A 14,601-nucleotide genomic window follows, 5' to 3' on the forward strand; every position below is an offset into this window, starting at 1 on the left:
AGGATGTTTATATATGCGCATTATCTTACTCGGACCACCTGGAGCAGGTAAAGGTACACAAGCTCAGTTGATCTGTAAGCGCTACAATATCCCACAAATTTCAACCGGTGATATGCTCCGTGCTGCAATTCGTGAAGGAACTGAATTAGGTCTACAAGCTAAAAGCGTCATGGACAATGGCGGTTTGGTTTCTGATGAATTGATCATTGGTCTGGTCAAAGAGCGTATTGCACAACCTGACTGTGCAAATGGCTGCATCTTTGATGGTTTCCCACGTACGATTCCTCAAGCTGAAGCGCTGGAAAAAGAAGGCATTGCAATTGATCATGTGATTGAAATTGATGTGCCGGATGAAGAAATCGTTCAACGTCTATCTGGCCGTCGTCAACACCCGGCGTCTGGTCGCGTTTATCACATCGTTTACAACCCACCAAAAGTGGAAGGTAAAGATGATGAAACTGGTGAAGATCTGGTACAACGTCCAGATGACCAGGAAGAAACTATTCGTCGCCGTTTAGGTTCATACCACACTGAAACTGAACAGCTGGTTGGCTTCTACCAAGGCCGTGCAGCTTCAGGCGAAAATGCACCGACTTATGACAAGTTAAATGGTCTACGTCCAATCGAAGAAGTTCAAAAAGATCTTTTCGCGATTCTGGATCAAGCAAAATAATCGGTTTCCGATCATTTTGACTTTCAAAGAGCCCTAAGTCATATTAGGGCTCTTTTTATTGCGTTGTTCAAAAGGATCTGCTGTGAAATTTGCTGTATTGGGATTGATGATTGTATTTCTGGCAGTACTGTTTGCACTGTTCTATGTCAGCTTCAAGATGCTGAAAAAAGTACGTCAGGAAGAACGTGCCGAAAATGCCGGTAAGGTACCTGAGCGTCAGCTGCATCCTAAATTACAGGCCGAGCTTGAGCAAAAGCGCAAGCAAGAACAGGCTGAGCGAAATAAAAAATAAAAAAATTTCGAGTACTTAAATTAAAAAAGCTGAACCTAAAGTTCAGCTTCAATATTTTTCACCGGAATTGCGTGACCTGCACCAAATTCAAAACGGTCGGGCCAGTTACAGACATCGGTGACCACACATTCATGACACTTTGGTTTACGTGCGATGCAGCAATAGCGGCCATGTAAAATCAGCCAGTGATGCGCATCCACAATGAATTCTTTGGGAATCACTTTGACCAGTCGATGCTCTACTTCCAGCACATTCTTGCCCACAGCCAAGCCCGTTCGGTTGCCGAGACGGAAAATATGCGTATCGACAGCCATGGTAGGCTGACCAAAGGCAGTATTCAGCACAACATTCGCTGTTTTGCGCCCTACACCCGGTAAAGCTTCTAGATCTGCACGATTGTCCGGTACCACGCTGTTATGCTTCTTGATTAACATTTCACAGGCTTTAATGACGTTCACAGCTTTGGAGTTATACAGGCCAATCGTTTTAATATATTCCTTGAGGCCATCTACACCAAGTGCATAAATTGCTTCCGGTGTATTGGCGACCGGAAACAGTTTATCAGTGGCTTTATTCACGCTCACATCCGTAGCCTGGGCAGAAAGGCTCACTGCAACCAGTAATTCAAATGGACTTGAATAATTCAATTCAGTTTTTGGATTCGGACGCTGCTCACGCAGGCGCTCAAAGAAAGTCTGAATCTGTTTTTTAGTCATGTTTTTTACAGGCTTAGCTGTTACTGTTGTCATGTCTTATCCCTGTAAAGCCTGTAATTGCTGCGTCAGTTCTTCAAGTTGCAGACGTTTGCGTGCATCCTCACGAACAGAAAGCTGTTTTTCTAACTTTTTGATTTGTGTGCGTAATTTAGCAAGCTCAATCGTGGTTTTGGCATCAAGTGTAACCACTTCATCTGCTGGTTTTTTCACGATTTCAATGACAGGAACCTGATCGACCTGAGCAGAGAACTGGGCAAATAGGGCTGTATTAATTTCTGCACGAACCACTGGACCTTTACGGTCAATTCGGCGTTTTTCTTCACGTTGAATATGCGCATAGTAACGTTTACGCAAATCATCCTGTTCAGCAATACGCTGAGCTTCAGTTGGCAAAGGCTGAAGATCTTCGACCAGATCAATACAGTCTACCGGGCAGGGCGGAATGCAGAGTTCACAGCCGGTACACAAGTCAGTGAGCACAGTATGCATCAATTTGCCTGAGCCAATGATCGCATCGACCGGGCAAGCACTGATGCATTTGGTACAGCCAATGCATTCATCTTCACGGATGATGGCTTTCATGCGCTGAGGACGACCATCCGCCTGAATTGGCCAGACGCTTTCTTCAGCGGGCAGTTTAGAGCGATTTAACAATGCTGCCAGAGCATCAGCGACGGGCTGTCCACCCGGTACACATTTATTGGCATCTTCGCCCTTAACAATGGACTGAGCATAGGGCAAGCAGCCATCACGATGACCACATAAACCGCACTGGGTTTGAGGCAATAAAGCATCAATAGACTGGACTAGAGAGATCTGCGAATTCATGAATAACCTAGGCTGCTCGGGCTGAGCCTTAGAGTGAATGAAACAAAATATGTCAATTTAATGATTTTAACATGTTTTTAAGGAACTAAGTTGTGCACGATTAAGGGTCACTTTGTGCATTATTATCAGGCATAAATTAACAATTAAGCATTGATTCAGTTGGTATTTAAGCACACAGAAAAAATATTCATAATCAATATAAATAATTGTTATCAAATTAAATTTAAACTATTTTTCAAAAAAGTATTGTAGATTAGTTACAAAAGATATTTAATATTTTGCGCCAAAATTTAACATTGATTGTAAATTTGACCAATTTTGATCCATTTTCTGCTGAGGATTAAGCGTTGAAATACAACACACTTAATGAGTTCCTAGATTACGTAAAATCACGTGATGCACATCAACCCGAATTTCTTCAAGCTGTAGAAGAAGTGATGACCAGTTTGTGGCCATTCATTGAAAAGAATCCACAATACGCAGCACATGGTTTACTAGAACGTCTAGTTGAACCTGAGCGTGCGATCCAGTTCCGTGTTGCTTGGGTAGATGACCAAGGTCAAACACAGGTTAACCGTGCGTTCCGCGTACAGTACAACTCAGCGATTGGTCCATTCAAAGGTGGTATGCGTTTCCACCCGTCAGTGAACCTTTCTATTTTGAAATTCCTCGGTTTCGAGCAAACTTTCAAAAATGCCCTGACTACATTGCCTATGGGCGGTGGTAAAGGCGGTTCTGATTTTGACCCTAAAGGCAAATCAGAAGGCGAAATCATGCGTTTCTGCCAAGCGTTAATCATCGAGCTTTATCGTCATCTTGGTTCTAATACAGATATCCCAGCGGGTGATATCGGTGTGGGTGGCCGTGAAGTTGGCTACATGGCTGGTATGATGAAAAAACTCAGCAATGACACTTCATGTGTATTCACTGGTAAAGGCCTGACTTTCGGTGGTTCTCTAGCTCGTCCAGAAGCAACGGGTTATGGTACAGTGTATTTCGCTGAAGAAATGCTGAAAACTCGTGGCGAAAGCTTTAAAGATAAAGTGGTAACAATCTCTGGTTCTGGTAACGTTGCGCAGTACGCAGCTGAAAAAGCAATGTTCCTAGGTGCTAAAGTTGTTTCTCTATCTGACTCTGCGGGTACTGTTCACGTTAAAGACGGTTTCACTGAAGAGCTTCTTGCTGAAGTGATGGAACTGAAAAACGTTAAACGTGGCCGTATCTCTGAATTTGCATCTAAACACGGTTTTGAATACCTTGAAGGTCAACGTCCTTGGGGTATCAAATGTGATATCGCACTTCCATGTGCGACTCAAAACGAACTTGATGCGAATGATGCAGCAGCTCTTCTTGCAAACGGCGTAATCTGTGTTGCTGAAGGCGCGAATATGCCTTCTACACTTGAAGCAGTTGAGAAATTCGTTGAAGCGAAAATCCTTTATGCTCCAGGTAAAGCATCTAACGCCGGTGGTGTAGCAACTTCTGGTCTGGAAATGTCTCAAAACGCATTGCGTTTAGGCTGGACTTTCGAAGAAGTTGACGAGCGCTTACACGCAATCATGAAAGAAATTCACCGCAACTGCGTAAAATTCGGTACGAAAGAAGACGGTACCGTGAACTATGTAGACGGCGCAAACATCGCTGGCTTCGTAAAAGTTGCTGATGCAATGCTTTCTCAAGGCGTATTCTAAGTCTGACTGAGTTTAAGCTTGAAAAAAAACCGAGGTGAATGCCTCGGTTTTTTTATATTGCGATTTTATCGTTATAGAGTGCCTTTGACTGCTTCACGCTGTACGGTCATGTCGAATACATAGGCATATTTAGACTGGTCAGCTGCCGGATTTTTAATTTCATAACGTTTGACCCGAATAATCTGAAGCTCATTCGGTGTATGCTGAAAACCTTCAATTTGATCATAGAATAAAGCCCAGTCTTTATCGACCTGAGTCTTTAAGCCTTTTTCATCATATTTGATTTCTTTTACTTGCAAGCAGGTTTGTTGAGCTACACCCGTACAGGCTTTAGTCTGCGGTGAAACTTCTAGGAAAATGGTTTCTGCCTGACCTTGGTATTTGGTTTCCGGTGTCATTTTTCCGGTAAAGACATATTTTTGACTATCAGCTGCAGTAATACTCAGTTTCGGCTGATTGGCACCACTTAGATCCAGACTAAACGGAATATCACGCTTTTGCAGAAGCTGGCTGATAAAACGTTCCTGTTCCATTAATGGTGCATCACATGCCATCATGGTGCCCATCATGTCACCCGTACTCAGGGTATTATCTTTAACAGTCCAGCTCGTGCCAAGGCCATTACAGCCAGAAGCGACACTCAGTCTGCCTTGCTGATCAAAGCTCAGAACAATCGGGCGTTGCAGCCCACGATCAAGTTCCCAAGTATAAGCAGGCAAAATTTGTGTAGGCGTTTTTAATGTAGTAGATAGAGTAGAAATAGCCGGATCTCCTGAAGTGACAGGAAGATGAGAAGATTGACATGCAGTTAAAGCCAAAGGGAGTAGGGCAAGCGCAAAAATACTGAATTTCATTTGTTTATATTCTATGTGCTAAAGTTTCAACGTGATTATAATCAAGAGATTAGCAAAAAATATGGATACAAATCGTAGCTTTTGCTAACAAAATGTATCCAAATTAAAAAGTCAGATTTTAAATAAGCGGAGCTATCGGTTAGTCAAAACGGTAGATATCCATCCCCAAAGCGCCCATCGTAAAACTGCTGTGTACGATGCTGAAACGGTTGCCGGTACCCATAGCAAAGAACAGTGGAGCAAAGTGTTCCAGTGTTGGGTGATTACGTTTTAGCTGAGGAATAGACTGCCAGTCCAGAACGGCATCAAAATCACTATGGGTTAATTTATTGGCCACATAGTTTCGGAAGGTAGATGCCCATTCCGGAACTTCATCGCTATTTCCCTGCCAGGACAATTCACGCAAATTATGGGTAATGCTCCCTGACCCGATCAGGAAAACCTGCTGCTCACGAAGTGGCGACAAAGTCTGGCCAATCTTGTAAATCTCTTCTGCACTCATCGACATCGGCAAAGAAATTTCAACTACTGGGATATCTGCTTCTGGATACATATGTAAGAGCGGCATCCAGACGCCATGATCACGCGGACGGGTGCTGTTGGCATGTGCAGAGAGACCGGCATTGGCCAATAAGCCCAAGACTTGCTCAGCAAGCTCTGGATTGCCGGGAGCTGGGTAGCGTAACTCATACAATTCAGGTGGAAAGCCACGGAAGTCATGCCAGGTTTCAGGACGAATACCTGTATTGACTTCCAGAGCTTCACTTTCCCAATGTGCCGACATAACAATAATGGCAGTTGGACGTGGCAGATTCAGGCTTAAACGGTGCAATGCCGGGCCAACCTGCTCAGGATTGAGCGCGAGCATGGGAGAACCATGAGAAATAAATAAGCCGGGCAAAGTCTGTAAGTTCATAAGTCAAACCACATTAATTCAATGTTTTAATCATGCAATAAAAAGGGAAGTAAAGGCAGGGGTGATTGTTCAACAAAACGTTGCATAATCAGAACGCATCAACAAATCAGCCTGCACGGTGATAAGGATGATTATGGTTAATGCTCATGGCACGATACAGTTGTTCAATCAGCATTACACGGACTAGCGGATGTGGCAAGGTGAGTTTAGACAGCGACCAATGCCAGGCTGCTGCTTTTCGGACTGCTTCAGAATGGCCATCTGGCCCACCAATCGCCAAGGCAATATCATGACCTTCCAACATCCAGCCTTTCATAGTTTCAGCCAATTTTTCTGTACTAAACTCACGGCCACCGACTTCTAGTGCAATCAGGACTTCATTCTGTTTTAAGGCATTTAAAATACTGTCACCTTCAACATTCCGGTATTTCAGAATATCGGCTTCAGAATCGTTTTTTCCCCGTTTCGCCATCGGCAATTCAATCACCTGAGTCTGTACAAAAGGCTGAATACGTTTGAAATAGTCTTCAAAGCCTGTTAGCACCCAAGCCGGCATTTTCTGACCAATGGTCAAGATACGGATTTTCATAGAACTGGATCAATAATTAGATACTTCATTATAACGATCAAACAACACGAAGTTGAACTAGGGAAACAAATTGAAATTGAAATCATGAATTTAATGTTGCTTTAATATCCATGATTCAAGTATCCGCTTGATAATAAAGGAATGGATAATAAGAAATGCGGACCAGTCTCATTATTAAAAGATATTGTACTTTTCTACTAATTATTCTCGGTTTAACCAGTTCAGGCATGAGCTTTGCTGCGCCTGCAAATTTTTCCTCCAAACAGGCTCAGCCAGAACATCTGGGACTGTTTATCAAACAGATTATTAGTGTTGATGAATACCGGAATTTTAAAAATACCAGTGAATTGAATCGAGTATCCGCATGGCTCAAAGAACAGATGCGTCTGCTGGGTATTCCATGCCAATTTCAAAACTATATTGTAAATAGCCTAAGCTATAGAAATGTGGTGTGTCAACTGAATGCCAAAGCCAAAACCAAACTGGTTATTGGCGCGCATTATGATGTCTTTAGTGACTTGTATGGAGCAGATAACAATGCTTCTGGTGTAGCAGGGGTACTGGAAACAGCTCGACTACTGGCCTTACAAAAGTCAAAACTCAAACATAATATTGAGTTCGCTTTTTATACACTAGAGGAGCCACCCTATTTCAAGACTGAACATATGGGAAGCTATCTACATGCCAAAGCATTAAAGGCCCAGAAAAAGAAAGTGAAAGGTGTCATTATTCTGGATTCTATTGGCTATTATGATGAAAATCTGGTGCAGACCTATCCGACAGGTTTGAAATGGATCTATCCACGGCATGGTAACTTCATTGCTGCGATTGGACATTTGGCATCAGCCGGTTTGACAGGAGATTACTGCACGTCCATGCAACGTTTCAAGCGTCTGGACTGTCAGCGTTTTATTAGTCCGGCATTTGCTCAGGACATGAATTTTTCTGGCTATTTGAATTATGCCAAGTTTAACTATTCAACTATGTTGATTACAGACACAGCGCATTATCGTAATCCTTACTACAATACCGAGCAAGATACCTTAGATAAACTGGATCTGACCAAGATGGCTCAGGTCGTGAATGGTTTGGTCGATATGGTGATTCGTCTTTAAAATTATCTTCGTTTGGATACAAAAACACCCTGCCAGAGCAGGGTGTTTTTCAAAGCCTTTAGGTCTTAATGACGTGCAGCTTTAGCTTCTTCGCTCGCTTTCACAATTGGTGGTTTGACCAGTGCTTTCGGCATATCGATCAAAGCCAGAGGTAAAATCTCATCAATCGATTTCACAGCTTTGATTTCTAGGCCTTCTTTTACATTCTCAGGAATTTCCGCAAGGTCGCGAACGTTTTCCTGTGGAATGAATACCAGTTTAATGCCACCACGGTGCGCAGCAAGCAGCTTCTCTTTCAGACCACCGATACGCATTGCACGGCCACTCAAGCTGGTTTCACCTGTCATCGCAATATCTGGGCGAATCGCAATACCGGTGAATGCAGATACTAGAGCAGTCGTCAGGGCCAAACCTGCAGATGGGCCATCTTTCGGAGTCGCACCTTCTGGTAAATGCACGTGCACATCAGTTTCTTCAAAGCGGGAAGCTTCAATACCTAATTCAGCCGCACGGGTACGAACGACAGTCATGGCAGCGGTAATTGATTCTTTCATTACATCACCAAGTGAACCGGTAGTAATGAATTTCCCTTTGCCAGGTACTGCTGCAACTTCAATAGTCAGTAACTCGCCACCCACTGAAGTCCAAGCCAAGCCGTTTACGCGGCCGATTTGAGCTTCTTCTTCCGCCATACCGTAGTCAAATTTATGTGGACCCAAGTAATCTGGAAGATTACCCGCATTCACTTCAACCTGAAGATTCTTAGCTTTCTTGCTAACCGCTTCTTTCACTACCTTACGTGCAATTTTAGATACTTCACGTTCAAGGTTACGAACACCGGCTTCACGCGTATAACGACGCACGATGTCACGAATCGCTTCTTCATGCACAGTCAACTCTTTAGTACGTAAACCATTGTTCTTGATTGCTTTAGGAACAAGGTAACGGTCAGCAATGTTAACTTTCTCTTCTTCGGTATAACCAGGCAGACGGATCACTTCCATACGGTCCAGCAGGGCCTCTGGAATATTCATGCTATTGGCAGTACAGATGAACATCACTTCTGACAGGTCAAGGTCAAGATCAAGATAGTGATCGTTGAACTTGTTGTTCTGTGATGGATCAAGTACTTCAAGCATCGCAGAAGCTGGATCACCACGGTAGTCTTGAGCCATCTTGTCGATCTCATCGAGCAGGAACAGCGGGTTTTTCACGCCAACTTTGGTCAATGACTGCACGATCTTACCTGGCATCGCACCAATGTAGGTACGACGGTGACCACGAATTTCTGCTTCGTCACGTACACCACCGAGGGCCATACGGACAAACTCACGGCCAGTCGCTTTGGCAATCGATTCACCCAAGGAAGTTTTACCTACACCTGGAGGACCGACTAGACACAGGATTGGACCGCGTAATTTTTTCACGCGAGACTGAACCGCCAGATATTCCACAATACGGTCTTTGACATCGTCCAGACCATAGTGATCGGCATCCAGGATTTCCTGAGCTTTGTTCAGGTTAATGCTAACTTTGCTGGCTTTGTTCCATGGCGTATCTAGAATCACTTCCAGATAGTTACGAACTACCGCAGCTTCGCTAGAGGCTGGTTGCATTGCTTTGAGTTTACGGAACTCAGATTCCGCTTTCTTACGCACATGCTCAGGCAGATCAGCTTCAGCCAGACGTTTTTCGATTTCCGCAACGTCATCTTCTGCACCGCCATTCATATCGGAAAGCTCGCGCTGAATGACTTTCATTTTTTCATTCAGGAAGTATTCGCGCTGGTTTTTTTCCATTTGACGTTTAACCGAGTCATGCAAAGTCTGTTCAATCTGCTGTTCTTCAGACTGTTGCAATAAATAAGTCATTAACTCAGTTAAATGTGCATCGAACTCGTCGTATTCGAGGAATTTCTGTTTCACTTCGATATTCAGAGGAACACGGGTCGCTACGAAGAATAACAGTTGCAGCAAGTCTTCGATTTTATTCGCCGCTGCAATCAGCTCACGAGCATTACGAAGTTTTGCTTCAGCATACTGAGCGAACAGGGCACGCAGCTCCTGTAAGCGCGTAGCTTGAGTTGTTTCATCGACTGATACAGTCATTGGGCTAAGTTCATGCTCAGCAGTCAAATATTCATTTTCATCAATGATAGTTTTGAGCTTGGCACGATACAGTCCTTCAATCAGGACTTTAATACAGTTTTCATCATTTTCGTGATTCACAACTTGCACAATCTTCGCGACAGTACCGTATTGATATAGGTTGTCGTGATCAATTTCTTCTGTAAGCGAATCTTTTTGCGCAACTACAAATACTAGATTGTCACTGTTACGAGCCACATCAACTGCATTGATCGATTTTTCACGACCGACAAATAGCGCAATTTGCATGTGTGGGTACACCACCACATCACGTAGCGCCAAAAGTGGTAATACACTTGGAACCTGAGGCTCTAAGGTTTCTTGATTCATAATAATTTCAGACATGGGCACTCCTAATGAGTGACAACGGTGTTGCCATGTTTTTAATAGTGATGGGTAATTTAAAAATTACAAGGGCTATAGCGACTAAATTGTATAAAAAATTACTAATTATTTGATTTTAAAGTACTTATGTATTTGGAAATACATCATTTAACGCTTAAAACGTTGTAAAAGTGTAGGCGTAAGCAGGGCATCTAGAGGCTGGTCCCAAACTTCTCGGACTAAAGGTTGTGACACACGCTGAAAGTCATGCGCCAGTCCAAGACGAAAAGGGCGACGCGCTGCTGTTGCCAGCGTACGATCATAATAGCCACCTCCCATACCAATCCGGATACCATATTGATCACAAGCTAATAGTGGCATAACCAAAAGATCCAGTTTTGAGACATGCAGCCCCCGTGTAGCCATGGGTTCACGCATTCCCAACCGATGATGAGCAAAACGCTGGGAATGATAATGATTTTGACTGATTTCTACCCACGTGAGCCGCTGGTTCATATTGCAAATATTTGGGAGATAAACCCGTTTATGATGCTTAAAGCAGTATTCAATTAGCGCCTGAGTGCGAACCTCACCGAAAGCATCCAGATAAACCCCCACAGACTTGCTTGCATGAAATTCTGGCAAAGTCCGAATCATATTCAGGATACGTTGTTGAGTCTGTTTTTGGGTAAATCGAGAGAGTTGACGGCGCTGTTTACGTAGCTGTTTGCGAAGTTCGGAAAGATTCATCGTCGTCATAAATATGGTCTTCAAGATTTTAGGGCATTAGATTAATAAAATGCCATAACTTAAATAGAGGGTAGCAACATAGCGAGTATTATAGGCATCTGTATGAATTTTTGATTGAATTTTAAAAATAATGAAACATTTATGATGAATTAATCGATCTGTGCTTAGATCCAGGTAACTTTTTAAAAGACGAAAAAAGATACGGATACAGGACGCTAAACCAGGAAAATGTAATAAATTTGAGATTTATAAAAGAAGATAAATAATGAAATATTTTGAGAAAAATAGAAGCACTCCGAGGATGCCGCTGCATGTCATTACCCTTGAACCCTAAAGTTCAAGGTGGACGAGACGCATACTTGCTGGGTTTCCCATACCGGATGGGCATACACTCTAAATATGCAGAACTCAATCCTAAGATTTAAATATCGGCTCAGGGGAATCTGACCCGCTGGCGAACATCTCAGAGTTAGACTAAGTATAAACGATAATGCCGATGTGGCAACTCTATGCTGTTCGTGAACTGTAAACAGTTTAGTCGAACGACCGAAGTTTATACAAAAAACTCGATTATTCAGTTAGTTCTTCAACTTCTTCCAAAATAGTTTGTAACAAACGTTCGCAGTGCGCATATTGTTGCAGGGATTTATTCATCGTCAATACTTCCTGCATCAGTTCCAGTGCCACCATAATGATCAGTTTACTTGGTTCCATACGAGGGGCTTTACGGCGAAATTCATCGTATTTTTCATTGAGTAATTGCGCTGCACGCTGTAGTTCATCCTGCTGATCCGCAGTGGAGGCCAGACGGAAACTGTGACCCAATACCTTTAAGTCGATTGCGATTTGTTCACTCATGATGAAGCTTCCTCAGTCACTTCAGTAGGATGGGCCAATTGCTGAATTTCCTGTGCATTTTGATCTTGGGCTGTTCCCAAAATCGCCAGACGTTGAATAATGGCTTCAACTTTAGCTTTGGCATTTTCATTTTTCTGGGTAAGACGTTCAGATTCCTGATTCAGGCGCTGAATTTCCTGCTGGGCATGACGCTGTTCCAGCAATAACTTTTCTTTCAGCACGCGCAATTCATTACGTTCAGCCAGAATTTCCTGAAAACGGTTCTTTAGATCAGTGCAACTTTTTTCCAGACGGCTATAACGATCTGCCAGTGCTGTAGCATCCTGGTTTAAATGCTGAAACTGATTACGTGATTCTGTCAGTTGCTGATTGAGGTTCTGGATTTCTTGTTGTTTTTGCGCAATAAAGCTATTTTTTTGTTCAATTTGAGTTTCATGTTGCACGCTTGAAGCCTCTTGCTTCTCCCGTAAACTGGTATTCTCACTTTCAAGTTGTGCAAGTCGCGTTTTTAAAACGCCAATATGCACTTGTAGACGCTGTAATTCTTCTAACATATCGAGGTCGCACAGTGTTGCAAACAAAGGTAATATATAAAGCAGTATAGAGATTGGATAAACGAATGCAAGACGATATTTCAGGTTGGTCAGAATGGTACCGCAATTTTTCTTCAATTGAAGAAATTTCTAGCCCAAGCGAACTGCATGGTTTGCTTACTGGAATTGTCTGTGTCACTCAGGCACCTACAAGTGATGAATGGGTACAGATTTTAGAAACGCTAGATGTCCCTGAACTGAATCCTGAAGCATTAGAATTGTTAACAGGTGAGGCAGAAGACATCTTTCATGCGCTGTCTGAAGATGCGCTGGATTATCTGCCATTACTACCAGATGATGAGCATAGCTTGGCAGAACGCGTTCAGGCTCTGGCTGACTGGTGTGCAGGCGTAGTGCTTGGTTTTGGTCTGGCTTCAGGTCATATCCGCAATGATGAAATGGAACTGATTGAACATTTACAAGATGTTGCAGCAGTTGAATTTGAAAACTCTGATGACGATGCCGAGGGTGAAGAAAGTTATCAGGAGTTGTATGAGTTTGTTCGTCTGATTCCAGTAAGCCTGTCCGTCGGTCGTAAGAAAGTAGAGGTTGAGGAAACACCTTTATTGCAGAAATTCACGCAAAAAGCTCCAGCTCCAGCTTCTGCAACTGAAGCGCAATCTGTAGTTGAAATTTTCTCGCCGAAACGTCCGAGTTAAGTTCAAGCGGTTTTAGACACAAATTAAAAACGTTTCTGAAACCGGCATATTTTTTGCTGAGTCTTCTCATGAAGATGATAGTAAATTGATCTGACCCGTTTTCAGAATCAAATTTTAAATAACAGTAGCAATTGATAAGAAGTAAGGTGTAATGAAGAAACTGACTCAAGCCAATTTTCAGGAACGTCGTGACATCCTCGCAGGGGAAATGGGATTACGTAGTATCGCGATTATTGCCACCAGCCCGGTTGCCCTGCGTAATCGTGATGCAGATTATAAATACCGCGCGGACAGCAGTTTCTTTTACCTGACCGGATTTGCTGAGCCTGAAGCAGTTGCAGTCATTGAAACTTTTGATACTGAAGAAGAAGGCTATACCTATAGTCTGTTCTGCCGTGAACGTGATCGTGAAATGGAAATCTGGAATGGCTATCGTGCCGGAGTGGATGGCGCCGTTGATGATTATGAAGCGGACGAAGCTTATGCGATTGATCTACTGGATGAGGAAATCCTCAACAAGCTTCAGAACAAAGACAAGCTTTTCTACCGGATTGGGCACAATGCCGAATTTGATGCACGTGTAGCTAAATGGATTGCAACAGCCAGTGGTGAAAGCCGCCGTGGTACTTCTGCACCGGCACAGATCATGCAGCTGGATCGTATCGTTGATGAAATGCGTCTGCATAAAGATGAAAATGAAATTGAACTGATGCAGCTTGCATCGGATATTTCTGCAGAAGCCCATACACTGGCTATGCAGAAAGTTCGTCCAGGCATGATGGAATATGCTTTAGAAGCTGAATTGAATTATATCTTTGGTAAAAATGGCTGCGTACCATCCTATAACAGTATTGTCGGTGGCGGTGAAAATGCCTGTATTCTGCATTATGTGGAAAATGATAAAGAGCTGAAGGATGGTGATCTGGTTCTGATTGATGCTGCCTGTGAATATCAGTTTTATGCATCAGACATTACCCGTACGTTCCCAGTAAATGGTAAATTCAGCCCGGAACAAAAAGCTTTATATAATGTCGTACTGGATGCACAGATTGCTGCGATCAATGCTGTTCAAATCGGGAATTCTTATAAAGAGCCGCATAATGTGGCGGTTCGCATTCTGGTTCAAGGTTTACTTGATCTGGGGATTATGCAGGGGGAACTTGAAGAAATTATCCAGACTGAAAGTTTCCGCCAGTTCTATATGCACGGTACTGGGCATTGGCTCGGTATGGATGTCCATGATGTAGGTACATATAAAGCCAACGGTGAATGGCGTGCATATGAAGAAGGTATGGTCGTGACAGTTGAGCCAGGTCTTTACATTGCGCCAGATGATGAAACTGTGGATGCGAAATGGCGTGGCATCGGAATCCGGATTGAAGATGATGTGGTTGCTACCAAAAATGGCCCACTAGTGCTAACTGCAAAAGTAGTGAAAACTGTGGAAGATATTGAAGCCTTAATGGCTCAAGCACGTGCTGCTTAAATAAAAGATATAAAAAAGTCGATGATCGCATCGGCTTTTTTATCTTTATAGGAAAAAGCTAAAAATTGACTTATTGAAGACATTAATTTTTCTAATCTATTGATATTAAA

Annotated in this window: 15 protein-coding genes and 1 other RNA gene; 6 read left to right on the forward strand and 10 right to left on the reverse strand. The window is 43.0% G+C overall.

The window, feature by feature from the left end:
• Positions 1-13: 13 nt before the first annotated feature.
• Both adk and FOC32_RS09405 read left to right on the forward strand, forming a co-directional pair.
• Positions 14-673: an adenylate kinase gene (gene adk, locus FOC32_RS09400; RefSeq protein ID WP_004782907.1), complete on the forward strand. Its 660-nt coding sequence runs from the start codon at positions 14-16 to the stop codon at positions 671-673.
• 82 nt (positions 674-755) lie between these two features.
• Positions 756-965, forward strand: a complete 210-nt coding sequence (locus FOC32_RS09405; RefSeq protein ID WP_005234710.1) for a hypothetical protein — start codon at positions 756-758, stop codon at positions 963-965.
• A gap of 35 nt (positions 966-1,000) precedes the next feature.
• Here FOC32_RS09405 and nth read toward each other — a convergent pair whose 3' ends face one another.
• Both nth and FOC32_RS09415 read right to left on the reverse strand, forming a co-directional pair.
• Positions 1,001-1,714: an endonuclease III gene (nth, locus tag FOC32_RS09410; RefSeq protein ID WP_175967168.1), complete on the reverse strand. Its 714-nt coding sequence runs from the start codon at positions 1,712-1,714 to the stop codon at positions 1,001-1,003.
• Between the two features lie 3 nt (positions 1,715-1,717).
• A complete protein-coding gene (locus FOC32_RS09415; protein WP_034170488.1) occupies positions 1,718-2,509 on the reverse strand; it encodes an RnfABCDGE type electron transport complex subunit B in 792 nt (263 codons plus the stop codon).
• A gap of 347 nt (positions 2,510-2,856) precedes the next feature.
• Between FOC32_RS09415 and gdhA the strand changes: the two genes are divergently transcribed.
• Positions 2,857-4,200 (forward strand): NADP-specific glutamate dehydrogenase, encoded by a 1,344-nt coding sequence (gdhA, locus tag FOC32_RS09420; protein WP_175967170.1) that lies wholly within the window; start codon positions 2,857-2,859, stop codon positions 4,198-4,200.
• Positions 4,201-4,271: 71 nt separating this feature from the next.
• Here the strand turns inward: gdhA and FOC32_RS09425 are convergent, their stop codons facing one another.
• The 3 genes from FOC32_RS09425 to rlmH all read right to left on the reverse strand — a co-directional run bounded on the left by FOC32_RS09425 (position 4,272) and on the right by rlmH (position 6,559).
• Positions 4,272-5,054, reverse strand: a complete 783-nt coding sequence (locus tag FOC32_RS09425; RefSeq protein ID WP_175967171.1) for an META and DUF4377 domain-containing protein — start codon at positions 5,052-5,054, stop codon at positions 4,272-4,274.
• Positions 5,055-5,193: 139 nt separating this feature from the next.
• A complete protein-coding gene (locus FOC32_RS09430; protein WP_005234731.1) occupies positions 5,194-5,970 on the reverse strand; it encodes a DODA-type extradiol aromatic ring-opening family dioxygenase in 777 nt (258 codons plus the stop codon).
• Positions 5,971-6,076: 106 nt separating this feature from the next.
• Complete coding sequence (gene rlmH / locus FOC32_RS09435) at positions 6,077-6,559, reverse strand: 23S rRNA (pseudouridine(1915)-N(3))-methyltransferase RlmH (RefSeq protein ID WP_175967173.1); 483 nt, start codon at positions 6,557-6,559, stop codon at positions 6,077-6,079.
• 155 nt (positions 6,560-6,714) lie between these two features.
• Here rlmH and FOC32_RS09440 point away from each other — a divergent pair, with 155 nt between their 5' ends.
• On the forward strand, positions 6,715-7,674 hold the full coding sequence (locus tag FOC32_RS09440; protein WP_175967175.1) for a M28 family peptidase: 960 nt from the start codon (positions 6,715-6,717) through the stop codon (positions 7,672-7,674).
• A gap of 65 nt (positions 7,675-7,739) precedes the next feature.
• Here FOC32_RS09440 and lon read toward each other — a convergent pair whose 3' ends face one another.
• The 5 genes from lon to FOC32_RS09465 form a co-directional block, all read right to left on the reverse strand.
• The gene (gene lon / locus FOC32_RS09445) at positions 7,740-10,166 is read right to left on the reverse strand and encodes an endopeptidase La (RefSeq protein WP_005234742.1); all 2,427 of its coding nucleotides are present in this window, start codon (positions 10,164-10,166) and stop codon (positions 7,740-7,742) included.
• Between the two features lie 147 nt (positions 10,167-10,313).
• The gene (locus FOC32_RS09450) at positions 10,314-10,895 is read right to left on the reverse strand and encodes a 5-formyltetrahydrofolate cyclo-ligase (protein WP_175968193.1); all 582 of its coding nucleotides are present in this window, start codon (positions 10,893-10,895) and stop codon (positions 10,314-10,316) included.
• Positions 10,896-11,183: 288 nt separating this feature from the next.
• Positions 11,184-11,368: non-coding RNA, 6S RNA (ssrS, locus tag FOC32_RS09455), on the reverse strand.
• Positions 11,369-11,465: 97 nt separating this feature from the next.
• A complete protein-coding gene (locus tag FOC32_RS09460) occupies positions 11,466-11,753 on the reverse strand; it encodes a cell division protein ZapA (protein WP_005234746.1) in 288 nt (95 codons plus the stop codon).
• On the reverse strand, positions 11,750-12,307 hold the full coding sequence (locus FOC32_RS09465; protein ID WP_004782884.1) for a hypothetical protein: 558 nt from the start codon (positions 12,305-12,307) through the stop codon (positions 11,750-11,752). Before FOC32_RS09465 ends, FOC32_RS09460 begins: the two co-directional genes overlap by 4 nt.
• Before the next feature lie 65 nt (positions 12,308-12,372).
• Here FOC32_RS09465 and FOC32_RS09470 point away from each other — a divergent pair, with 65 nt between their 5' ends.
• Entirely contained in the window at positions 12,373-13,005 is a 633-nt protein-coding gene (locus tag FOC32_RS09470) for a UPF0149 family protein (RefSeq protein ID WP_005234747.1), read from the forward strand.
• A gap of 151 nt (positions 13,006-13,156) precedes the next feature.
• The gene (gene pepP, locus FOC32_RS09475) at positions 13,157-14,491 is read left to right on the forward strand and encodes a Xaa-Pro aminopeptidase (RefSeq protein ID WP_175967177.1); all 1,335 of its coding nucleotides are present in this window, start codon (positions 13,157-13,159) and stop codon (positions 14,489-14,491) included.
• Positions 14,492-14,601 lie beyond the last annotated feature (110 nt).

The organism is Acinetobacter sp. FDAARGOS_724, from assembly GCF_013364475.1.
In the GTDB taxonomy this organism is placed as follows: Bacteria; Pseudomonadota; Gammaproteobacteria; order Pseudomonadales; family Moraxellaceae; genus Acinetobacter; species Acinetobacter variabilis.

Bases quoted from the DNA above. Each gene is read 5' to 3' on its own strand.
- adk (WP_004782907.1), top strand. From the start codon at position 14: ATGCGCATTATCTTACTCGGACCACCTGGAGCAGGTAAAGGTACACAA.
- nth (WP_175967168.1), bottom strand. From the start codon at position 1,714: ATGACAACAGTAACAGCTAAGCCTGTAAAAAACATGACTAAAAAACAG.
- FOC32_RS09415 (WP_034170488.1), bottom strand. From the start codon at position 2,509: ATGAATTCGCAGATCTCTCTAGTCCAGTCTATTGATGCTTTATTGCCT.
- FOC32_RS09425 (WP_175967171.1), bottom strand. From the start codon at position 5,054: ATGAAATTCAGTATTTTTGCGCTTGCCCTACTCCCTTTGGCTTTAACT.
- FOC32_RS09430 (WP_005234731.1), bottom strand. From the start codon at position 5,970: ATGAACTTACAGACTTTGCCCGGCTTATTTATTTCTCATGGTTCTCCC.
- rlmH (WP_175967173.1), bottom strand. From the start codon at position 6,559: ATGAAAATCCGTATCTTGACCATTGGTCAGAAAATGCCGGCTTGGGTG.
- FOC32_RS09440 (WP_175967175.1), top strand. From the start codon at position 6,715: ATGCGGACCAGTCTCATTATTAAAAGATATTGTACTTTTCTACTAATT.
- lon (WP_005234742.1), bottom strand. From the start codon at position 10,166: ATGTCTGAAATTATTATGAATCAAGAAACCTTAGAGCCTCAGGTTCCA.
- FOC32_RS09450 (WP_175968193.1), bottom strand. From the start codon at position 10,895: ATGAATCTTTCCGAACTTCGCAAACAGCTACGTAAACAGCGCCGTCAA.
- FOC32_RS09460 (WP_005234746.1), bottom strand. From the start codon at position 11,753: ATGAGTGAACAAATCGCAATCGACTTAAAGGTATTGGGTCACAGTTTC.
- FOC32_RS09465 (WP_004782884.1), bottom strand. From the start codon at position 12,307: ATGTTAGAAGAATTACAGCGTCTACAAGTGCATATTGGCGTTTTAAAA.
- FOC32_RS09470 (WP_005234747.1), top strand. From the start codon at position 12,373: ATGCAAGACGATATTTCAGGTTGGTCAGAATGGTACCGCAATTTTTCT.
- pepP (WP_175967177.1), top strand. From the start codon at position 13,157: ATGAAGAAACTGACTCAAGCCAATTTTCAGGAACGTCGTGACATCCTC.